The organism is Maribacter sp. PR1, from assembly GCF_028464145.1.
GTDB lineage: Bacteria > Bacteroidota > Bacteroidia > Flavobacteriales > Flavobacteriaceae > Maribacter.
The window spans coordinates 362,851-384,996 of the sequence record NZ_JAQPCG010000004.1 but is presented as its reverse complement, the minus strand read 5'-3'; the positions used below and the strand labels follow the sequence as shown (position 1 = coordinate 384,996).

Genomic DNA, 22,146 nt, shown 5'->3' with positions numbered 1-22,146 from the left:
TTAAAGAATTTTAGCGACTTGTTCATTGACAAATTCCAAAAACCGCTCGTCGTCTTCGGTAAATGGGTCCAAAGTATTGGAATCAATATCAATTTGACCCATGTTTTTACCGTTAACAAATAGTGGTACAACAATTTCCGATTTTACGGTAATGCTACAGGCTATGTAGTTATCCTGTGCTTGAACGTCCGGTACTACGAAATTTTGATTGCTTTCTGCCACTTGTCCGCAGATACCTTTACCAAAGGGAATAATAGTATGGTCCGTAGGTACACCCGCATACGGTCCTAATTTTAGTTCCTCTTTTTCCCCGTTCTTAAAATAAAATCCTACCCAGTCATAATGGTCTATTTTTTCTTTTAAAAGATTGCAGACTTCTTGCAGTTTGATATCAATCTGTTTATTAGTTTCTAAAATAGTTGTGATGTGTGGTCTTAAAGTTTCGAACATTTAGGATTATTTTTTATTACTACAAAATTGATGTTTAACGTTCAGAATTACAATCATTTTTTACTAAATTTTAGTTTGCTTTTTTAATCATAATAATATGTAAATCAACGGAATATAGTTATTTTAATTTTTTATCACTTGTTTTTAGTTAATATTTTCCAAACAAAAATATCACGGATCACAATCTGAAATACATTAGCTTAAATTTTTGTAAATTAGATATCAATGGCACAAGCAAAATCAGCTGGTAAACCAGCCGGAAAGCCTTCTTCAGCTAAAGCTGGGAAAAAGGCTGCTCCAAAAGCTGCTCCTAGAAAGAAGTAGTATTGTTAGGATTTATAGAATAAGTCTTATCATTTGGAATAAGGAACCACCTTCTGTAAAGAAAAAAGGTGGTTTCTTTATTTAAAAAAATATAAGTTTTTTAGTCCGATACAGTACAAAAAATATTTTGATTGAATAGGGTTCCATCCATGGTTGTCCCGACCATTTGAAGGGACAAGTTTTTTTGATGGTCATTGGGAATCTTAAAAATAATAATCCCATTCTTATCTGGTTTTAAATGAGGAAACCAACCTATAACACCCCATTTTTGGTAACCAACAGTGTCAAAGTCGGTATACGATGGTCTTACGAAATTACTAGGGCCGTCATAACCTTGATCAACAGTAAACTCTTTGCTGTTTTTATCCCTTTCGGCTAACCTGGTTTTAGCATATTTGTCATTGGTAAAAACAACGAATAGACCTGGATCACATCTTGCTCTTTTTAAAAAAAATATTTCATCGATAAGTTCCATTCTAACATTCTCATAATCCATAACATAACCGGTGCTGGTTCCGTTAAAGACTAAAGATGGATATAAAATTTGAGGATTTTGATATCTTGGATCCCTGCATACTTTATAAAGTTGAGTTGACGCAGCTCTTTTAGGGTCAATGTCATATGGTGATACAAACGTTACGTTATAACCGAATGACCTCATATAATTGCCCAGTGTATTGAAATTTAACATGGTGCTGTCTACTTTACGGCCGTTAAAATCCCCGAAGAATTTATCATACTTTAGTTTGTTCTCTACCACCTCTACTTCATCAAGTTTAATTTCGTTGGAAATGGGTGAAAGGATTTGTTCAATAGGTTCTAAACGTATGGCGTCTTTTTGGTGAATAGTAGGGCTGTAGCTGTACTTGTATTTTTTTGAATAAGGTTGTACGGTAAAGAAAAAATTGGCATATATAGATTCCCCTTTTTTATTGAGTACGGTCAAAGCAATTGAACTCTTGTTTTTAAGGGGTATGTTGTTAAATTGGAATTTGTCATCCGTTCCTAGTGGAGAAGTTTCAAAAAGTCTGTTCTCATAGGAATATAACAGTACGGTTAAGGAGTCATTTTTGGTGCCAAAAAGATTTACATAACCGTCTACGGTAGATAAATTATGGTTTGGAAAAGAATTTTCAGTTTGATGGTAGTTGTCTTTTACTGGTTCCGCGAGCAAACTTAAATCAGTAAGGTAAAGCTGTTCCTTCGAAAGTTTGGTATTGGGATTACGTATGAGGTTTGGTGCCAGAAGAATTTCATTTTGAGAATTGTTTGTATTGATTGATAAAAGAGTCGACTGCGAGGTGCTCTCTTCAGGAAGAACAGATAGACTAATGCCAGGTTTAAAGTTTTCTTCCTCCCCCAAGGCGGTTTTAATATGTATGGTCAAAGAGTCGTTTTCGCGCTTTACGTTGGTTATTTGTGGTAGTGTGGTATGTCGGTCCTTAAGAATGAAGACTTTTCTAGAGGCCAAAATAGAATTATTAGAGTCTAAAAGTGAAATTGTATTAAATCCTTGTTGCAGGTTTGCATAGGGTAGGATGATTTCTTTTTTTACCTTAACGAGGTCTATTGGTATTTCTAGTATTTCTAATGCGTCACCTCCTTTTATATGTAAAGAAAAATAGGTTTGATTCATTTTGCTATGGGTAACTTGATTCGTACGAATTGAAATACCAATTTCCTGCTTTTCATGATTAGTATTGGCCATTAAAACATACCCTTTTGGTTTTGCCTTTAAAACGGGAACCTTTACGGTTTTATCTCCATAGTGGGCGGTAACCATAAAGTCGATGTCATTTTCTGGTATCAATGAAAACTTACCAAGCCCCTTTTTGTTTATGGTAATGCGTTGTCCTTTTAAATCTTTGTCATTCGATAGTATTAATGAATCTAATTGAAGAGGCATGTTATAAGCGTCCCTTATTTGTACAACACAAGAATTAAAAATTCCCTCTATCAAATTCCCTCCTTCAGGAAAAAATTCTATGTTGATTTGCGAGCTGGCTGTAAGTAAGGGAAGAAGCCCTGAGTCCATATTGATTAAGGAAATAGGATAAATTGAGGAGTGGTCTTGATTCAAGAAATTCATGTCATAAGTGTGGGCTTGTATGTAATATTGCCCAGATTCCATTTCTTTACTTAAAAAAAATGACCCCGAGCCTAAACCATTATCAGATTGAGTAATTCTGCTATCAATACTATTACCATTCTCGTCCAAAAGATTAATGTAAATGTATTCCTTAGGCAAATGGAGTTTTTTAGAATCCTTTTTTAAAAGGTAGCTACTATAGTATATATTTTCGCCACTGATATATGTGCTCTTATTAAAGTGTAGAAAAATTTGTTTGATATTATCCTGAGCGCACATTCGCTGAAAAAAAAATATAGACGAAAACAAACAGAGGACAAGTAGGTTCTTGAATCTAGACATAGCAATGGTTTTGTCTGAATTAAATTAGTGAAAAATACTACCATAAAAAAACCGCTCTTGTAAGGAGCGGTTTTTAATTTATGACAATAAATTGCTTTTTATCAATGTTTTACATCATTCCTGGCATACCGCCACCACCCATTGGTGGAGCCGCAGGAGCATCTTCCTTAATATCGGTTAATGCACATTCGGTGGTAAGGATCATTCCAGAAACTGAAGCAGCATTTTCTAATGCAACCCTGGTCACTTTCTTAGGGTCGATAATACCTGCCTTCATCATTTCCACAAACTTATCGGATTTGGCATCATAACCGTAATCACCTTTTCCTTCAAGGATTTTAGCAACTACTACAGAACCTTCTCCACCTGCGTTTTCAACAATCGTTCTCAATGGAGATTCTATTGCTCTGGCAACAATCTGTAGTCCGGTAGCTTCATCCTCATTCTCGGTAGCTACTTTGGAAAGAACAGATTTAGCTCTGACCAAGGCAACACCACCACCAGCAACAATACCTTCTTCAACAGCAGCTCTGGTTGCATGTAATGCATCATCTACACGATCTTTTTTCTCTTTCATTTCAACCTCAGATGCGGCACCAACATAAAGCACGGCTACACCACCTGCCAACTTGGCCAAACGCTCTTGCAATTTTTCCTTATCATAATCAGAAGTAGTGGTCTCAATTTGAGATTTAATTTGATTGACCCTTGTTTTTATGTCTTTGGCTACACCACCACCGTTTACAATTGTGGTGTTGTCTTTATCTATTTGTACTTTTTCGCAAGTACCTAGCATGTCAATGGTTGTATTGTCCAAAGAGAATCCTCTTTCCTCAGAAATAACGGTACCCTTAGTTAAGATGGCAATGTCCTCTAACATAGCTTTTCTACGATCTCCAAAACCTGGAGCTTTAACAGCTGCTATTTTCAGGGAGCCCCTTAATTTGTTTACAACCAAAGTTGCCAGTGCTTCACCATCAACATCCTCAGCGATGATCAATAAAGGTTTTCCAGATTGTGCTACTGGTTCCAATACAGGAAGTAAATCCTTCATGGATGAAATTTTCTTATCGAACAATAAGATGTATGGGTTCTCTAATTCCGTAACCATTTTTTCTGAATCGGTTACAAAGTATGGTGAAAGATACCCTCTGTCAAACTGCATTCCTTCAACAACATCTACATAAGTATCTGTACCTTTTGCTTCTTCTACGGTAATAACACCTTCTTTACCAACTTTCCCGAAAGCCTGTGCAATTAAGTCACCTATAGTTTCGTCATTGTTTGCGGAGATAGAAGCAACTTGCTTAATTTTTTCAGAAGAATCACCAACTTTTTTAGCTTGTTTCGCCAAGTTTTCCACAATAGCTTCTACTGCCTTGTCGATACCTCTTTTAAGATCCATTGGATTTGCACCGGCAGCAACATTTTTAAGGCCTTCTTTTACAATTGCTTGGGCAAGAACGGTTGCCGTTGTAGTTCCGTCACCCGCGAGATCATTCGTTTTGGAAGCAACTTCTTTCACCATTTGGGCACCCATATTTTCAAGGGCATTTTCAAGCTCTATTTCTTTTGCTACGGTAACCCCATCTTTAGTTACCTGTGGGGCCCCAAAGGATTTGCTAATAATTACGTTTCTTCCCTTAGGTCCTAGTGTTACTTTAACTGCATTTGCCAATGCATCAACTCCTCTTTTGAGGCCGTCTCTAGCATCGATGTCAAATTTTATATCTTTTGCCATTTTTAATTGTTTTTAACTTGAGGCCCTAAGCAATTCGCCTTGGGCCATGAAATTTATTTTTATTTTTTTTGACTTTATTTAGACGGGCCAAAGGCTTAGCGCCAATAGCCGGAAGCTATTTATACAATAGCTAAAATGTCGCTTTCGCGCATCATCAGGTAATCAGAACCTTCTAACTTTAATTCCGTTCCTGCATATTTTCCGTAAAGAACAGTATCACCAACCTTCACAGTAACTTTTTCGTCCTTGGTACCAGGACCTACGGCAACCACTTTTCCCCTTTGAGGTTTTTCCTTTGCCGTGTCTGGAATATATATTCCTGACGCAGTTTGTGTTTCAGCTGCCATTGGCTCTATAAGAACTCTGTCTGCCAATGGTTTGATGTTAACTTTAGCCATAATATTAAAATTTTAAATTGATTTTTTATAAGTTTCACATTTAAGTGGCAGAAATTATGCCATTACCTAAAAACTGACACTTTGTAAAACAAAAATGCCAGCTTGTCATTAAGCTGGCATTTTATATATTTTTTCGACCTTTGAATTATAAACTATCGTTCGGGGAAGTCTCATTTGTGGCAGGTGGCGTAACCTCTTCTGGCAGAGTTTCTGGAACCGTAGTTTCAATATCGTCACCCTGAAGTAGTTTTGAATCCCCATCTCCAAAATTTCCTTTCAAGGCTACATTGGATGCTAAAATTAAAACAACCAACAATCCGGCCAAGGTCCAGGTACTTTTATCTAAAAAATCTCCCGTTTTCTTAACACCTCCTACAACTTGATTTCCTCCACCGCCGAAAGAAGAAGATAAACCTCCGCCTTTAGGGTTCTGTACCATAATTACCAATACCAATAAAAAGCAAACAATAATAATCAGTATTAGAAATATTGAAAATGTACTCATTTTACTTACTTGTTTTCTTGTTGAATTTTTTGCACCGATTTTATTCGGTCTGCAAAGAAACTACTTTTTTCCGGATATTTCAAACTTAAAATTTTGTATGCCTGAATGGCCTTTTTGTACTTTTTTTGCTCCAAATAAACCCTAGCTAAAGTCTCTGTCATCAACTCATTCTTATCCATCTTTATAGAGTCTTTGGCATTAAAGGAAGGCTTAATGTTTTCCTTGGGAACTATTTTAGGGTTTTCGGCAATAAACTTATCAATTCTATCAAACTTCTGTTTTTTTAGTGAGGATGTTTTGTTCTTTTCTGCTTTATTTCCTGTTTTTAGAGTCGGTTTATCCCTTTCAATCTTTTTCTTGGAAGTCAGCTGTAGCCATTCCGTGAAGGAATATTTTTCTTTTTTATCAAAGTTAAGGGGCTGACCAATTTCTAATGTATCCTTCTCATTATTTTCTGGTTCTTTCGAAGCAAAAATCTCCGGGTCAAGAATGTGTTCAGCGTCTTGGATGTCCTGTGGCAAGGGTTTATCCTCAGACTCCTCGATCAACGGTTTTTCTTCCTTTGGTTGTATGATTAAATCCGAATCTTCATTTTCTTTGTTTGAAGCAGGTGAATCGTAATTTAAAAAGTCCTTCGATGTTATAAAATCGAAGAGGACATCCCTATCTGTTGTATAGGCAGCAGTTATTTTTAAGGCCTTATTGTATTTGTAACTATTAAGGTTTTTTAGTCCTTTTAAATGTAAAGCCCTTGCAGCTTGGAAATACGGATATTCATCAATAATATCTTCCAGTTGTTTTGCTTGCAAAGGGTCCACAACTTTGGTAGGATGTTCAAGGAAGTATGTAAAATCCGTTATCGTCATAGGTTACCAATCTGCTAGGGATGCATTAAAAATATCTTGCGTTATACGTTCAAAAATAACTTCATGAGCCTCATCTTTTACTGCAGACAATTGCACATTGGCAGGATAATCATAAAAGAAAGAAAAGCTTTGGTCAAAATCCGCATCCGGATTTCTACGATTATAAAATCGCGCTTTTACGCGTATAGAGAGTCTATTTTGTGCAGCGGTCTGTCGGGCAGTAGCAGACATTGGCGAAATTCTGTATTCGGTTATTTCGCCCTCGTACAACAAGTCGGCATTACCGTTGTTTACTAAATCTAGACTAGTTTGGTTAAGTATTCTGTTTTGGAGGGCTTGTGTAAAATCCCTATCCATTCCTGGTTCGAATGTAGACCCCGGACTTTGAGTGGCATAATTTTGAAAGTAATTCACTTGAAATGTATCGGCGTCTATGGGTCCTGCTCCCGTAAAGTTGTATACACCGCAACTATATGCAAATATGACGAGTGCCAAAACCACCAGTCCATTAAAAATTTTACCTGCCTTCAAATTAAATTGTGTTAAAACCTACAAATCGTATTGTTTTATTTTTCTGTAAAGAGTACGCTCCGAAATACCTAGCTCTGAGGCCGCAGCCTTTCTTTTACCTCTATTTCTCTCCAAGGATTTTTTAATCAGTTCAATCTCCTTTTGCTGTAAAGATAGGGTTTCCTCTTCTTCGATTTCTTCAGCAAAATGATATTTGTCTTCTTGGGGAGCAGGGGTGTACGCCATTTCAGCTTTTGGCTCTGGCAATTGTAAAACTTCTAAAGGCGAAATATCCTGATCTTCAATATCTTCCTCCTCGTCCTTATCGCCATAAATTTTACGAATCAGGTTTTCATTGTCTTCCTGCACCTTTTGGGAATCGTTGTTTTTAAGGAGTTCCATGGTCAGTTTTTTAAGATCGTTGAGGTCGCCCTTCATATCAAAGAGTACTTTATAAAGGATTTCCCTTTCGTTGCTAAAGTCTCCTTCCGATTTCTTATTGTTTATTACGGCAGGAAGGTTGCTGCTCATACTATGTGGTAGATATCCATTTAGCTTGCTAGCGCTAATAGACCTGTTTTCTTCCAAAACTGAGATTTGCTCGGCGATATTTCGTAACTGTCTAATGTTTCCGGGCCAACGATATTTTAAGAGCAGTTCTATGGCACTATCTTCTAGACGAATAGTGGGCATCTTGTATTTCTGTCCAAAATCCGATGCAAATTTCCTAAACAACAGGTGAATGTCTTCTTGTCTTTCACGCAGTGGCGGAATATTGATTTCAACAGTGCTTAATCTGTAATAGAGGTCTTCCCTAAACTTTTCCTTTTTTATCGCTTCAAACATATTGACGTTCGTCGCTGCAACTATTCTTACGTTGGTTTTTTGAACTTGGGAGGAACCAACTTTTAAAAACTCACCGTTTTCCAAAACCCTCAAGAGTCGTACTTGTGTCGTTAAGGGAAGTTCACCAACTTCATCCAAAAATATGGTACCCCCATCAGCAACTTCAAAATAACCGCTTCTGGTCTGGGTGGCACCTGTAAATGCGCCTTTCTCATGACCAAAAAGCTCACTGTCAATGGTTCCTTCCGGAATGGCACCGCAGTTGACGGCAATATATTTTGCGTGCTTTCTATGGGATAGGGAATGAATAATTTTAGGAATGGATTCCTTGCCGACCCCACTTTCCCCTGTGACCAAAACCGAGATATCGGTCGGGGCGACCTGTATGGCTTTTTCTATGGCCCTATTCAATTTAGGGTCTTGGCCTATAATTTCAAAACGTTGTTTTATGCTTTGTATACTTTCCATTTATACGATGGTATGTTAGGCTTAATTGTTATCCGAATATCCGATGGCTTTACCCATTAGCGTGGCAGAGGTGCAATTGGTAATTTCAACATTTACAAAGTCGCCAATTTTGTAATTTTCCTTTGGGAAAACCACCACAGTACTTTGTGAGTTTCTACCCATCCATTCATCTTCGGATTTTTTTGATGTTCCTTCTATAAGGACCTCTTGGGTTTTGCCGAGGTGCTCTTCCGTCCTAATTTTACAATGTGCTCTCTGCAGTGCTATAATTTCGGACAGTCTTCTTTTCTTTGTTGGCTCCGGTACATCATCTTCCATCTTTCTGCCTGCCATTGTTCCGGGTCGTTCGGAATAAATATACATATATCCAAAATCATATTGTACGCGTTGCAAGGCATTCAAGGTATCCTGATGGTCTTCCTCTGTTTCTGAAGGAAATCCTGCAATGATATCTTGGGAAATAGCACATTCAGGTAGAATTTCCCTAATGTTATCAATCAATTGAAAATATTCTTCAATGGTATGTAACCTATTCATTTTTCGTAATATTCGATTACTACCACTTTGTACAGGTAGGTGAATATGTTTGCAAATGTTACTATGCTTGGCCATGGTCCTCACCACATCCATCGTCATGTCCTGTGGGTTGGAAGTTGAAAATCGGATTCGCATTTTGGGTTGTGCCATAGCCACCATATCCAATAACTGAGCAAAATCTACTGCTGTTGCCTTTTGCATCTCCGAAGCTTTGACGTAATCCTTTTTAAGCCCCCCGCCATACCACAGGTAGCTATCAACGTTTTGACCTAATAAGGTGATTTCTTTAAATCCTTTATTCCAAAGTTCGTTCACTTCCTCTATAATGGAATGTGGATCCCTGCTTCTTTCCCGTCCTCTCGTAAAAGGAACAACGCAAAAAGTGCACATATTATCACATCCTCTCGTTATGGAGACAAATGCGGTTACTCCATTGGAGTTAAGTCGAACAGGTGCAATGTCACCATAAGTTTCATCCTTGGACAGGATTACGTTGACGGCATCCCTTCCAGAGTCTACTTCTTTGATTAAACTGGGAAGGTCTTTGTATGCGTCTGGGCCAACTACCATATCGACGATATTCTCCTCATCTAATAATTTGTCCTTAAGTCTTTCGGCCATACAGCCCAGTACACCTACCTTTAAATGAGGTCTAGTTTTTTTTACTTTATTATATTCTAATAATCTTTTGCGTATGGTCTGCTCTGCTTTATCCCTTATTGAGCATGTGTTTACCAAGACCAAATCGGCATCGTTCAAATATGGTGTTGTGTTGAAACCTTCTTCGGCCAATATGGAAGCGACAATTTCACTATCGGAAAAATTCATGGCACATCCATAACTCTCGATGTACAGATTTCTCTTATTCTGATTATCGTTTTTGGTTCTTATAGCAGAACCTTGTATGCTCTCATCTATTGTTTTCTCCATATCCTGCTCAAATAGCCATTAAATATTGGGTGGGCAAAGATAGTATTATATTCAAAAATATGACAATATGACAGTTTAATTTAGCGTAAATTTATAGTTTGAAAGCCAATCTATAATCAATTCAAAAAACTACTTTATGAGTTTAGAAAACACCTACAATAAAATTGAGCAAAATCAATCTTTGGACTTTGGTTCTATATTTAGTAGATCTGTGGATCTTTTTAAAAAGGTCTGGTTACAGGGGTTTATAACGTTATTGTTGACTGTTGTAACCATTCTACCTTTTTATATAATGTTATATATACCTATGATAGCCTTGGGTATTACAGATCCGGGAATTCTCCGTAGTGATGATCCTCCTTTGGTGGTCGTTCTAAGTATGTCCATTCTTTTCCCTATTGTAATGATTGGTATTACCACTTTTGCTCTGGCCTTGAATGCCGCATTTTTAAAAATTTGCAAACAAAAAGATTTTGAAAGGCCTGATAACGATGATTATTTTTATTTTTTCAGGGAAGGGCGCTTAGGTAAAATACTCCTACTTGCTTTACTGATGATTGGGCTAAGTATCCTGGGGGTACTTACCTGTGGACTAGGAATTTTTTACTTAATAGTACCCATGTCATTATTTCCAGCATTCATAACATTTAATGAGGAGATGACGGCGCTAGAAATGGTAAAGGCTAGCTTTAAACTAGGGAATAAGCATTGGTTCGTAATTTTTGGCCTTGTAGTGGTCATGGCTATTGTGGCCGAACTAGGAATATTGTTATGTTGTGTTGGTGTACTGTTTACAGCAATGCTTGCCAAAATACCAGTTTATTTTATCTACAAGGATGGAGTAGGATTTTCTATGGATGAATAATTATCATAATTATTACGAAAATGGAGGTACGCAACTATTCACCTTTTTTTGAATCTATTGTGAAAACAACTTGCTTAAATAGAATGGTTATGAAAAGACTAGCACTTTTATTATTTGTTGGCTTTGTTTTCCTGTCCTGTGAGAAAAAGGAAGATGGTTTGTATGAAGATTATCAGGTGGCCAAGCCACTTAAAATGAGCTTATCGGAATTTAAAAACGGGGTAGATGTAATTGCTCCTATGCCCATTGAGGAATCGGGAAAGATTTATGCCTATAAGGATTACATCTTTGTAAACGATAAATATAAAGGGGTGCATGTTATAGATAATTCCATTCCCTCTTCACCAAAAAAAATAGCTTTCATTAAAATAGCTGGTAACGTTGATATTTCTGTTAAAGATGATTACCTCTTTGCGGACAGTCTAATGGATTTGATGGTATTGGATATTTCCGATATTGATAATATCACCATTGTAAACCGGTTGGAAAATGTACTGAGGGATAATATTATTTGGCCTGCCCAGGCTGATTTTATTGAATATGAAAATATCAACTATGAAACGGAAATCTTGGTAGGTTGGGAAATAGTAACGGAACGAAGGCTCAAAACGGATTTTGAAGAACGATTTAATACCATAGATTTTGCCTTGGCCGAGTCTGCTAATGATGCATCGGTAGGACAAGGTGGTTCTTTGGCCAGATTTAAGATTGTAGAGGATTTTCTATATGCTGTGGATAGCCATAATATCAACATTTTTAATATTTCGGATTTGGAGAATCCGGAGGATTTGGAAGATGTCTTTGCAGGTTTTGACATTGAAACCATATTCAGTAAAGGACAGTATCTTTTTTTGGGAAGTATGAGCGGAATGTACATTTATGACATTTCTACCCCCTCGACTCCCACTTTTATCTCGGAGTTTCAACATGGAACAGCTTGCGACCCTGTTGTCGTGGACGATAATTATGCATATGTTACTTTGCGTGGGGGAAATGCTTGTGGAGCGACGGAAAGCGGACTGTATATAATAGATATCTCCAATATATCCGAACCCGTACTCAAGGAGACCTATAGTATGGATGAACCTTATGGGCTAGGCATAAAAAACGAAAAGCTGTTTGTTTGTGACGGGGCTTCAGGTTTAAAGGTCTTTGATAAATCCGATATTACCGATTTGAAAACCTTGGATCATTTTAAGGACTTGGTTACCTTTGATGTGATTCCATTAGAAGAAAATCTATTAATGATAGGAGAGGGGATACTTTATCAATATGAATATTTAGACCATAAAATTAACTTGATAAGTAAACTGGAATTAAACTGATTATCATTTTAAAAAGGAGTAAGGACACCCCGGCAACAAGGGTGTTTTTTTATGCCAAACAATTATATATAGGGGCAAATTAAAAAAATGGACTACTTTTGTTGCTCATAAAAATCGATGCATGGCCAAAAATTTAGTTATAGTTGAGTCCCCGGCAAAAGCGAAGACCATTCAAAAATTCTTAGGGAAAGATTTCAAGGTTGAGTCCAGTTTTGGACATATAGCGGATTTGCCATCCAAGGAATTGGGAGTGGATGTGGAGAATGATTTTGAGCCCAAATACATAGTTGACAAGGAAAAAAAGGCCTTGGTCAAGAAATTAAAAGATCTTGCCAAAAAAGCTGATACGATCTGGCTGGCAAGTGATGAGGACCGAGAGGGTGAAGCCATTTCATGGCATTTGGCTGAAGAACTCGGCCTGGATAAAAAGAAAACGAAAAGAATAGTATTTAACTCCATCACTAAAGGAGCTATTCAAAAGGCAATTGAAAATCCAAGGGATATCAATTACAACTTGGTAAATGCACAGCAGGCAAGACGGGTTTTAGACCGTTTAGTGGGTTATCAATTGTCACCTGTACTTTGGAAAAAAATTAAGCCTGGTCTTTCTGCAGGGAGAGTACAATCGGTTGCGGTTCGGCTAATCGTAGAAAGAGAAAGGGATATAAAGGCATTTACACCGGAAGCTTCATTTAAGATTGCTGCGGAATTTAAGACGGAATCTGGTAGTGTGTTCACTGCAAAGTTGAGCAAGACATTTGCTTCCAAGGAAGAAGCTAATACCTTTTTACAAAAAAATATAGGCGCCGAGTTTTCGGTTGCCAAATTGGATAAAAAACCCGCCAAGAAATCGCCTTCCGCTCCTTTTACGACCTCTACATTGCAACAAGAGGCCTCTCGGAAGTTATATTTTTCTGTTGGTAGGACAATGCAGGTTGCGCAAAGGTTGTATGAAGCAGGTCTTATTACCTATATGAGAACGGATAGTGTAAACCTATCCGGAGAAGCAATCAATGCCGCCAAAGAGGCAATTATTAAAAATTACGGAGAAAAATATAGTAAGGTTAGAAACTTTACTGGAAAGTCAAAAGGAGCTCAAGAAGCTCACGAAGCCGTACGCCCTACTGATATGGGAAATCAATCCCCCTCCTTGGAGCGTGACCAGTCCAAACTGTATGACCTTATCTGGAAAAGGACCATTGCTTCTCAAATGAGCGAGGCGGAGTTGGAGCGAACCAATGTTCGCATTCAAGCAAACAAGCATACAGACGAGTTTACCGCCAATGGAGAAGTTATTAAGTTCGATGGATTCCTAAAGGTATATATGGAAGGTGTGGATGAAGAGGACTTGGCAGAAGAGCAAGATGGAATGTTGCCTGCCATGAAAGTGGATGAGGTACTCTACAATAATTACATTACGGCCACGGAACGATTTACGCGTCCCCCTTATAGATTTACCGAAGCATCCCTTGTGAAAAAATTAGAGGAATTAGGAATTGGAAGACCCTCTACCTATGCCCCAACAATTTCCACTATATTGAATAGAGGATACGTTGAAAAAGGCACAATTGAGGGAGCAGAAAGAAAATACGCCCAGTTGGTTTTGGAATCGGATAAAATCAAGCAGAAGAATCTTTCGGAAAATGTAGGTTCGGACAAGGGAAAAATGGTTCCCACGGATATTGGAACCATAGTTACGGACTTTTTGGTGAGTAATTTTGCAAACATACTGGACTACAATTTTACCGCGCAAGTAGAGGAGGATTTTGATGAAATTGCGACTGGAGAGGAAGATTGGAAAAAAATGATGAAAAACTTTTATAAGGATTTTCATCCCAATGTGGTCGATGTTGAAGAAAATGCGGATAGGGCCAGTGGAGAACGAGTTTTGGGTAAAGACCCTAAAACAGGAAGACAAGTTTCTGTGCGACTGGGGAGATTTGGCCCCATGGTGCAAATTGGAATAGCTGAGGAGGAAGAAAAACCATTATTTGCTAGTCTTTTGCCAGACCAATCTTTGAACACAATTACGTATGATGAAGCTATGGAGTTGTTCAAACTCCCTAGGAAACTTGGTGTTTATGAAGGCGAAGAAGTAGAAGCCAATGTAGGTCGGTTTGGTCCTTATGTGCGTTTTGGTAAGACATTTATTTCGTTACCCAAAGATGAAAGTGCCATGGAAGTTGAGATGGACCGGGCCATTGAATTGATAAAAGAAAAGCAAAAGGCCGATGCTCCCATTGCGAATTATGAGGATAAGGATGTTATAAAAGGAGTGGGAAGGTTTGGTCCATACATAAAATGGAACGGAATTTTTATCAACGTCAATAAGAAATATGACTTTGACAACCTATCCCAAGAGGATATCGTAGAATTGATCGAGGCAAAAAAACAAAAGGAACGCGAGAAAGTGGTCCAAAACTGGCCAGAAGAAGGTATTAGAATAGAAAAGGCCAGATGGGGACGGCACAATGTTATAAAGGGTAAGGTAAAGGTAGAACTAGCCAAAACTGTAGATGTTTCTAAAATGACATTGGAAGAAGCTTCAGAGTTAATTCAAAAAAAGACCCCCAAAAAAAAGACAAAAGCTAAACCTAAATCAAAAAAGTAGTATAATTTTGAAAAAGAGTGATGGTTAAATCACTTGTCAACTTCAAAATTAACACCTCAAAACCATTATGGCTTTTGATTTTTTAGTTCCCATAGAGGATAAAGTATTAGCACATTGCGAGTTATTGCCAAACCAGGCAATAGGCAGGAATACCTATATACATACAACTAAAGATGGCCTACCTGTTCTGGCAAATGCTACAGTAGCCATTTTCGGTGTTAAGGAATCCAGAAACGCTTTTGAAAAAAAATTGGAAAACCTAGACGTTTCTGCCATACGACTACAGCTGTATAAATTAATGTTGGGGAACTGGGACACTACAATAGTGGATCTTGGCGACTTGGAAGAAGGAGAAACCGTAGAAGATACCTATTTTGTGGTCAAAGAAGTGACTGCTGGTTTATTGGAAGAAGGTATTATTCCAATTATTTTAGGAGCAACACAAGATATAACATATCCGGCATATCGTGCTTTTGACGGAATAAAGGACATGATTAACTTGGTAGCGGTGGATAGTCGTTTCGACTTTGGGATTGACGATGAGCTCATATCTTCCCATTCTTATATGAGCAAAATTATTACAGACAAGCCTAATAATCTCTTTAATTTTTCCAATATAGGATACCAAAGCTATTTCAATGCGCAAGAGGAAGTTGATCTCATGGATCGTCTTTTTTTTGACTCTTACAGGTTAGGTGAAATTGCAAATGACCTTTCCTTGGCGGAACCTGTGCTTAGAAACGCACACATGGTCAGCCTTGATGCAAGGGCCATTAAAGCAAGTGAAATAGGTTTTTCATCGAATTTTTCTCCCAACGGATTTACTGGCAGGGAAATTTGCGCGATAGCAAGATATGCCGGAATCAGTGAGCGGGTAATGGCATTCGGTATTTTTGAAATGGAGAATAATGTCCAATGTCAACAACTCCTGGCACAGATAATTTGGTACTTCATAGAGGGTGTTAATTATAGGATCAAGGAATCCCCATATAACCGAACGGACGATTTTACAAAGTATAATGTTCCCAATGACGAGGAGGAACTGGTTTTTTACAAGAGTCTTTTAACAGAAAGATGGTGGGTAGAGGTGCCATCTATTTTTACTTCACATACTAAAGCGGGTACACCTGCGTTATTACCTTGCACCGAGCAGGATTATTTGGACGCATGTAACCAAAAAATTCCCGAGCGGTGGTTTAAAGCCTATAAAAAGGGTTTTAATTAATCGGAAAATAATTAAAGCATAAAAGACTTTAATACAATATTTTATTCAAAACATAGTTTTAAGAGTTAGAATAACATCATTGTATTTGCATTTATAACCATAATCGAAATTTAACCTAAAGTATGAAGAAGCTATTGTTATCATCTATAGCGTTTGTTTTTTTGCTCACAAGTTGTGGGTCAAAGACTAAAGGAGAGCTAGTCGGAGTCCAGGGCAATAAATGGTATCCCGAAAAACCATATGGAATGGAACTTATCCCAAGGGGTTCTTTCATTATGGGTAAAAGTGAAGAAGACCAGGCCAAAGTATTGAACGCACCTACTAAAACAGTAACAGTACGATCTTTTTATATGGACGATACTGAAATTACCAATAGTGAATACCGTCAATTCGTAGAATGGGTCAAGGATTCTATCACTAGAACAAAATTGGCTATTCTTGCCGATGAGTTGGGAATTGGCCCTGAAGAAGGAGGTATTGGGGAATATGCATTTAAGGATGCGGATACTACGAGGGCCTCGGTTTATGATAAATATATGCTGGACAACTATTCCGGTATGGGTGAAACTGGTTATGAAGGTAGGGCATTGAATAAGGATGAAGAACTTATTTGGGACACTTCGGAATACCCTGACGAGTATTATGCTGAGGTCATGGACTCTTTGTATATTCCAGAGGAGGAATCTTATAATGGACAGCGCAGTGTTGATGTCACAAAACTAAAGTATAAATATAGCTGGATGGATATCGAGGCAGCTGCACGTGCCGCCAAAAAAGGCAAGGGAAGTAGAAAAGATTTTATCCGTCACGAAGAATTGGAAATATATCCCGATACTACAGTTTGGATTAGGGACTTTGAGTACTCGTACAATGAGCCAATGCATAACGATTACTTTTGGCATGATGCCTACAGCGAATATCCTGTAGTGGGTATCTCCTGGCAACAAGCTAAAGCTTTTTGTAATTGGAGAACAAAGTTTAAAAATGATGACCAAAAAAGTAGAGGAAAGCAGTTCGTAAATCAGTTCAGGTTACCAACTGAAGCGGAATGGGAATATGCAGCCAGAGGTGGAATTGAAGGAGGAACTTATCCTTGGGGTGGTCCATACGTAATTAGTGATACCGGATGTTTTATGGCCAACTTTAAACCTCAGCGAGGTGATTATGCGGCAGATGCAGCTTTGTATACCGTAGAAGCTAAATCTTATGAGCCAAACGATTTCAATCTTTACAACATGGCAGGTAATGTATCGGAATGGACAAATTCTAGTTACGACCCAAGTGCATACGATTATGTATCCACGATGAACCCAAATGGCGGAGATCAGTCCAATACAAGAAAAGTAATCAGGGGAGGTTCCTGGAAAGATGTTGCTTACTTCTTACAAGTAAGTACAAGGGATTACGAATATGCTGATTCTGCCCGTAGTTACATAGGATTCAGAACAGTGCAGGATTACATGGGTGAGGAAGATTCAACACAATAAATAGTAAACTATTCATATCAAATTAATTATTAACCAAATCTTTAGTATTAAACCTTAAATTAAAATTAAATCATGGCACAGTCAAAATCAACAAAAAAATTATTTAACATGGCCTATGGGCTTGGAGCATCAGTAGTAATTATAGGTGCATTGTTTAAAATTCTTCACTGGGAGTTTGGACCTTTAACCGGTGGATTGTTATTAGCTATAGGTCTTATCACAGAGGCATTAATTTTTGCTATCAGTGCATTTGAACCTGTAGACGACGAAGTAGATTGGTCTTTAGTATACCCAGAACTAGCTGGTGGAGAATCCAATGGTAAAAAGAATGCGGCGGCTGAAATTAAAGATGCCGAAACTTCTTTGTCCAAAAAGTTGGATGACCTTTTAAAGGAAGCTGGTGTAGATGCAAACCTTATGGAAAGCTTAGGTTCTAGTATTAAGAACTTTGAAGGAGCAGCAAAAGGAATCGCTCCTACTGTTGATGCAATGGAGTCTACAAAAAAATACTCTGATGAAATGGTACATGCTGCCGCTCAGATGGAGTCTTTGAACAGTCTTTATAAAGTACAGTTGGAAAGTGCAAGCAGACAAGCTTCGGTTAATGAAGAAGTTGTTCAGAATGCAAGCGCTCTAAAGGAGCAAATGGCTTCTTTATCCACAAACCTATCTTCATTGAATGGTGTTTATGGAGGAATGTTATCTGCAATGAGCAAAAACTAAGATTGGATTTTAACCAAACCAAATCATTATTAATTAAAATCTAATTAAAAAACCATGGCAGGAGGAAAACAAACACCACGTCAGAAGATGATCAACTTAATGTATTTGATCTTCATCGCAATGCTGGCGTTAAATATGAGTAAAGAGGTGCTAGCGGCATTCGGTATTATGAACGAAAAGCTAGAGACTTCTAACGAGATGACAACCGCAAGCAACGAAGCGTTCTTAGGTAGTCTAGAAACGAAGGCAGAGGAAGATGCGGCAAAATACGAAAAGTTGTATCAGAACGCCCAGAAGATTAAATCAATGTCCCAAGAGTATTTCAATTATTTGGAATCTCTTAAGGAAGGTATGACAGAAGGATTGGAAAATCCAAAGGATTATGCACGTATGGATAATTCCGATTATTTGGATCAAAAATTCTTCCAGGGCGATAACTTGTCCGAGGGTGGTCAGGAGTTTATGAAAAGACTTACCGACTATAGAGAGCAAGTAGCTACTATTGTCCCTACTTCTCTTAAGCAATCGGTTATCGATCGTTTTGAAACAGGAAATGAAGAAGGTAAAGTAAAGGCCAAAGATGGTATGCAAGATTGGATCAACTATCATTACGAAGGTTATCCATTGGTAGCTTCTTTAGCTAAATTGACTGCACTTCAGGCGGATGTTAAAGCAACGGAAGAAGCTGCATTGAAATCCATGTTGGAAGGTGAGTTGACGAGTCAAGTTTCATTAAAGAACTTCGCCACTTCACTTTCTGCCTCTAAATCTGCTTTTTACACAGGTGAGAAGTACGATGGTAAAATCATTATCAGTAAAACGGATAACACATCTACTCCGGTAAGAGCAGAATTAACCTTGGACGGAAGAAAACTTTCTGAAGGATCTGACTATAAATTGGAAGCTGGAGGAGTTAAAATGTTAATCGGTGCTGGTACTGCTGGTGATCACGAAGTAGAAGGTACTATTTACTTTAAGCAAGACGGTGAGGAAATCGAAGTTCCGGTAAAAAACTCTTTTGCCACCATTTCCAAGCCTAACGCAGCTTTGATCGCTGCTGACAAGATGAACGTTGTTTACCGAGGAGTAGCCAACCCAATGTCTATCTCGATTCCAGGAATACCTAATAATAAAGTTCGTGCATCTGCACCAGGTCTTAAGGCTATCAGTGGTAGCAAGTATGTTATGAACCCAGGAACAGGTAGATCGGTTACGATTACAGCTTCAGGTACATTACCAGATGGTCAGCCAATATCTTCTAAATCAGAATTTAGGATTAAGGATATCCCAAGACCAGAAGGAACGTTGAGCAAGCAAGCGGGTAGCGTTAAGTTACCTAGAAGAAACGTTGAGATTGGTACTGTTAGCGCTCAATTAGATGACTTTGATTTCGATTTAAACCTTGCGGTTAGCGGCTTTAAATTTAAAGTTCCAGGGCAACCTACTGTAAGTGTTAGAGGTAATAAATTGGATGCTAAAGCCAAATCTGCCCTTAAACGTGCAGGAAGAGGTGATGTAGTTCAAATATTCGACATCGAAGCGTATATTACGAATAACAAAAGTTACAAGTTGAAGAAAGTTTCTCCTGTAGTAGTGGAGATAACAAATTAAAAGAAATAGAATGCTACCGGGCAACTTTTATGGTTGCCCGGTTAATTTTAAAGTTTAAAAGAATGAATTGGAAAAATGTTTTAGTAATGGGTGCGGTAACATTGTTGCCAGCTTCCATGATGGCTCAAGCCAATATCTTGAACGCTAAAAAACCTCAGGACATTGGAGTCCGCACTGAGGAACAGAAAGCCGTAGATAACGATGCTCCTTTGGATTATGGTTATGTGGATGATAGGGATATACTTTGGTCCAAGACACTATGGGAAACCATTGATTTGGACGAAAGGGTAAACTTTCCACTTTATTACCCTACAGATACAATGGATATAGGAAAAAATAGAAGATCCTTGTATCATGTATTGATTAAGAACTTACAAGAAGGTAATATAGAAGCTTATGCAGATTCCTATTTTACGGAAAAAAGAACATTCAATGACTTATCCGGTGCCCTACAAACTGTAGATACATTGGATTACGGTTACGAACAAATGAACGCGGGTGAGCAAGTTTCTGAAGAGTATATTACTCGAAGAAACATTACCGCTGCTGAAATTGAAGAGTACCGAATAAAGGGGATGTGGTATTTCGATAAAAGACAGGGAGAGTTAAAGTATAGATTATTGGGTATTGCACCCGTAGCTCCGGATGTAAACTTTATCGATGATGAAAATCCGGACAAGGTTGAGTTATTTTGGATATGGTATCCAGATGCTCGTGAGATTTTGCACGAGGCTAAAGTCTTTAACCAGCGTAACTCGGCACAACCCATATCATTTGACATGTTGTTGAACGCAAGAAGGTTTAATGCCGTTATCTATAAAGAGGATAATGTACATGGCGACCGTAAGGTCAGCGATTATATTGCGGACAATGCGCTCTTCCAATTATTGGAGGCAAAACGTATCAAAGAAACTATCCGGGATAGAGAACAAGATATGTGGGCTTACTAAGTCAATAAAAAATTCCAATTCAATAATATGAAGCCCTGATAAAATTTTATCAGGGCTTTTTGTTTATGCCTATTTTTGCATCATGTTGGATTATATAGTTGTTGGTTTAGGGCTTGCTGGGGCTGCTTTTTGTGAAACCCTTAAAAAAAACAAAAAGAATTTTCTGGTGATAAGCGATGATTCCCAAACTTCTTCCAAAGTTGCAGGTGGATTGTCGAACCCCGTTATTTTAAAACGTTTTACGTTAGCTTGGAAAGCAGATATGTTAATGCCGGTATCCAGGAAATTTTATGAGGAACTTGAAAAAGAATTGAACAACGATCTTATAGTTGATCAACCCATTTTAAGAAAATTTAGTTCTTCTGAAGAGCAAAATTTATGGTTCGAAGCTTCCGACAAGATTTTTTTAAGGGACTACCTGTCTTCTGATTTGGTAAGAAATAACAATAAGGCCTTGAATGCCCCTTTTGACTTTGGAAAACTAAATGGTGCCTATCGGTTAAAAACAGAAACATTTTTGAACGCTTTTAGAAAAAGACTCATTGCATCTGGCAATTTCATTAATGAAACTTTTGACTATGATGATTTGAATATAAAGGATGCCGCCGTTAGCTACAGAAATATTTCGGCCAAAAAAATTGTTTTTGCGGAAGGCTTTGGCCTTGAAAAAAATCCATATTTTAATTACTTGCCTATGCAGGGTTTAAAAGGTGAGTATATATTGATTGAATCCAAAGAATTAAAGGAATCGAAAGCTATTAAGTCATCTGTTTTTGTAATTCCATTTGATAAGAATTTATATCTGGTTGGGGCTAATTACGACCCTAAGGATAAGGATAATGAACCCTCGGAGGATACAAAGCAGGAACTGGTAGGGAAATTAAACAAAGTGGTAAACTGTTCTTACCAAGTTGTGGGGCAAGTCGCGGGCGTAAGACCTACGGTGAAAGATAGAAGGCCATTAATGGGAAGCCACCCGAAATACCCACATTTAAGTGTCTTAAATGGTTTTGGCTCCCATGGTGTTATGATAGCACCATGGGCCGCACAGGAATTGTTTTCGTATTTGGAAGAAGGAAAAAAATTAATTAAAGAGGTGGATATTCAACGATTTTCCAATCTGCAAGAAAATTAATACAATACTAAACTTCAAAAAGTTATAAGGTCCGAATACAAACTTAACTTAGCTTTGTATCAAGTTCCTGTTAAAATGCTGTAGAGTTTGTATCCTTTTTTTAACATTTGCAAATCCTTAAAAAAAGGTACTAAAATAGATAAAGGCACCTCAGGGTAAATTCACGAAGTAGAATCTATCATCTCATACTCCTAGATGTCTTAAATTA

18 protein-coding genes are annotated in these 22,146 nt (G+C 37.9%); 9 read left to right on the top strand and 9 right to left on the bottom strand.

Translation table 11 applies throughout. The features are described from left to right. The 9 genes from PP182_RS10700 to miaB form a co-directional block, all read right to left on the bottom strand. A complete protein-coding gene (locus PP182_RS10700; RefSeq protein ID WP_272651239.1) occupies positions 1–450 on the bottom strand; it encodes a GAF domain-containing protein in 450 nt (149 codons plus the stop codon). A 424-nt stretch (positions 451–874) separates the two neighbouring features. Further along, a complete protein-coding gene (locus PP182_RS10695; RefSeq protein WP_272651238.1) occupies positions 875–3,022 on the bottom strand; it encodes a hypothetical protein in 2,148 nt (715 codons plus the stop codon). A 292-nt stretch (positions 3,023–3,314) separates the two neighbouring features. Continuing rightward, positions 3,315–4,946, bottom strand: coding sequence for a chaperonin GroEL (gene groL, locus PP182_RS10690; protein ID WP_272651237.1), 1,632 nt, complete (start codon positions 4,944–4,946; stop codon positions 3,315–3,317). A 119-nt stretch (positions 4,947–5,065) separates the two neighbouring features. Then, a complete protein-coding gene (locus tag PP182_RS10685; RefSeq protein WP_272651236.1) occupies positions 5,066–5,344 on the bottom strand; it encodes a co-chaperone GroES in 279 nt (92 codons plus the stop codon). 145 nt (positions 5,345–5,489) lie between these two features. Beyond that, positions 5,490–5,849 (bottom strand): preprotein translocase subunit SecG, encoded by a 360-nt coding sequence (gene secG, locus PP182_RS10680; protein ID WP_272651235.1) that lies wholly within the window; start codon positions 5,847–5,849, stop codon positions 5,490–5,492. A gap of 5 nt (positions 5,850–5,854) precedes the next feature. Next, positions 5,855–6,715, bottom strand: a complete 861-nt coding sequence (locus PP182_RS10675; RefSeq protein WP_272651234.1) for a hypothetical protein — start codon at positions 6,713–6,715, stop codon at positions 5,855–5,857. A 3-nt stretch (positions 6,716–6,718) separates the two neighbouring features. Beyond that, on the bottom strand, positions 6,719–7,246 hold the full coding sequence (locus PP182_RS10670; protein WP_272651233.1) for an LptE family protein: 528 nt from the start codon (positions 7,244–7,246) through the stop codon (positions 6,719–6,721). An 18-nt stretch (positions 7,247–7,264) separates the two neighbouring features. Continuing rightward, positions 7,265–8,539 carry a sigma-54 interaction domain-containing protein gene (locus PP182_RS10665; protein WP_272651232.1) on the bottom strand — a complete coding sequence of 425 codons (1,275 nt, stop codon included), beginning with the start codon at positions 8,537–8,539 and terminating at the stop codon, positions 7,265–7,267. A 21-nt stretch (positions 8,540–8,560) separates the two neighbouring features. Then, positions 8,561–10,006 (bottom strand): tRNA (N6-isopentenyl adenosine(37)-C2)-methylthiotransferase MiaB, encoded by a 1,446-nt coding sequence (miaB, locus tag PP182_RS10660; protein ID WP_272651231.1) that lies wholly within the window; start codon positions 10,004–10,006, stop codon positions 8,561–8,563. A 136-nt stretch (positions 10,007–10,142) separates the two neighbouring features. On the opposite strand from miaB, the gene PP182_RS10655 reads away from it, so the two are divergent. From PP182_RS10655 to PP182_RS10615, 9 genes are all read left to right on the top strand, one after another. Next, positions 10,143–10,871, top strand: coding sequence for a hypothetical protein (locus PP182_RS10655; protein ID WP_272651230.1), 729 nt, complete (start codon positions 10,143–10,145; stop codon positions 10,869–10,871). 89 nt (positions 10,872–10,960) lie between these two features. Then, positions 10,961–12,196, top strand: a complete 1,236-nt coding sequence (locus PP182_RS10650) for an LVIVD repeat-containing protein (RefSeq protein WP_330097991.1) — start codon at positions 10,961–10,963, stop codon at positions 12,194–12,196. A 121-nt stretch (positions 12,197–12,317) separates the two neighbouring features. After that, positions 12,318–14,807, top strand: a complete 2,490-nt coding sequence (topA, locus tag PP182_RS10645; protein ID WP_272651228.1) for a type I DNA topoisomerase — start codon at positions 12,318–12,320, stop codon at positions 14,805–14,807. 67 nt (positions 14,808–14,874) lie between these two features. Then, positions 14,875–16,032, top strand: coding sequence for a formimidoylglutamase (locus PP182_RS10640; protein WP_272651227.1), 1,158 nt, complete (start codon positions 14,875–14,877; stop codon positions 16,030–16,032). A 122-nt stretch (positions 16,033–16,154) separates the two neighbouring features. Continuing rightward, the gene (porK, locus tag PP182_RS10635) at positions 16,155–17,519 is read left to right on the top strand and encodes a type IX secretion system lipoprotein PorK/GldK (RefSeq protein ID WP_272651226.1); all 1,365 of its coding nucleotides are present in this window, start codon (positions 16,155–16,157) and stop codon (positions 17,517–17,519) included. A gap of 72 nt (positions 17,520–17,591) precedes the next feature. Next, positions 17,592–18,242 carry a type IX secretion system motor protein PorL/GldL gene (gene porL / locus PP182_RS10630; RefSeq protein ID WP_272651225.1) on the top strand — a complete coding sequence of 217 codons (651 nt, stop codon included), beginning with the start codon at positions 17,592–17,594 and terminating at the stop codon, positions 18,240–18,242. 54 nt (positions 18,243–18,296) lie between these two features. Then, entirely contained in the window at positions 18,297–19,853 is a 1,557-nt protein-coding gene (porM, locus tag PP182_RS10625; protein ID WP_272651224.1) for a type IX secretion system motor protein PorM/GldM, read from the top strand. A 62-nt stretch (positions 19,854–19,915) separates the two neighbouring features. Continuing rightward, positions 19,916–20,803, top strand: coding sequence for a type IX secretion system ring protein PorN/GldN (porN, locus tag PP182_RS10620; protein WP_272651223.1), 888 nt, complete (start codon positions 19,916–19,918; stop codon positions 20,801–20,803). A gap of 82 nt (positions 20,804–20,885) precedes the next feature. After that, positions 20,886–21,938 (top strand): NAD(P)/FAD-dependent oxidoreductase, encoded by a 1,053-nt coding sequence (locus PP182_RS10615; RefSeq protein ID WP_272651222.1) that lies wholly within the window; start codon positions 20,886–20,888, stop codon positions 21,936–21,938. Positions 21,939–22,146: the final 208 nt, after the last annotated feature.

Bases quoted from the DNA above. Each gene is read 5' to 3' on its own strand.
- PP182_RS10675 (WP_272651234.1), bottom strand. From the start codon at position 6,715: ATGACGATAACGGATTTTACATACTTCCTTGAACATCCTACCAAAGTT.
- PP182_RS10650 (WP_330097991.1), top strand. From the start codon at position 10,961: ATGAAAAGACTAGCACTTTTATTATTTGTTGGCTTTGTTTTCCTGTCC.
- porN (WP_272651223.1), top strand. From the start codon at position 19,916: ATGAATTGGAAAAATGTTTTAGTAATGGGTGCGGTAACATTGTTGCCA.
- miaB (WP_272651231.1), bottom strand. From the start codon at position 10,006: ATGGAGAAAACAATAGATGAGAGCATACAAGGTTCTGCTATAAGAACC.
- porM (WP_272651224.1), top strand. From the start codon at position 18,297: ATGGCAGGAGGAAAACAAACACCACGTCAGAAGATGATCAACTTAATG.
- porK (WP_272651226.1), top strand. From the start codon at position 16,155: ATGAAGAAGCTATTGTTATCATCTATAGCGTTTGTTTTTTTGCTCACA.
- topA (WP_272651228.1), top strand. From the start codon at position 12,318: ATGGCCAAAAATTTAGTTATAGTTGAGTCCCCGGCAAAAGCGAAGACC.
- PP182_RS10615 (WP_272651222.1), top strand. From the start codon at position 20,886: ATGTTGGATTATATAGTTGTTGGTTTAGGGCTTGCTGGGGCTGCTTTT.
- PP182_RS10700 (WP_272651239.1), bottom strand. From the start codon at position 450: ATGTTCGAAACTTTAAGACCACACATCACAACTATTTTAGAAACTAAT.
- PP182_RS10685 (WP_272651236.1), bottom strand. From the start codon at position 5,344: ATGGCTAAAGTTAACATCAAACCATTGGCAGACAGAGTTCTTATAGAG.
- secG (WP_272651235.1), bottom strand. From the start codon at position 5,849: ATGAGTACATTTTCAATATTTCTAATACTGATTATTATTGTTTGCTTT.
- PP182_RS10665 (WP_272651232.1), bottom strand. From the start codon at position 8,539: ATGGAAAGTATACAAAGCATAAAACAACGTTTTGAAATTATAGGCCAA.
- porL (WP_272651225.1), top strand. From the start codon at position 17,592: ATGGCACAGTCAAAATCAACAAAAAAATTATTTAACATGGCCTATGGG.
- PP182_RS10640 (WP_272651227.1), top strand. From the start codon at position 14,875: ATGGCTTTTGATTTTTTAGTTCCCATAGAGGATAAAGTATTAGCACAT.
- PP182_RS10655 (WP_272651230.1), top strand. From the start codon at position 10,143: ATGAGTTTAGAAAACACCTACAATAAAATTGAGCAAAATCAATCTTTG.
- groL (WP_272651237.1), bottom strand. From the start codon at position 4,946: ATGGCAAAAGATATAAAATTTGACATCGATGCTAGAGACGGCCTCAAA.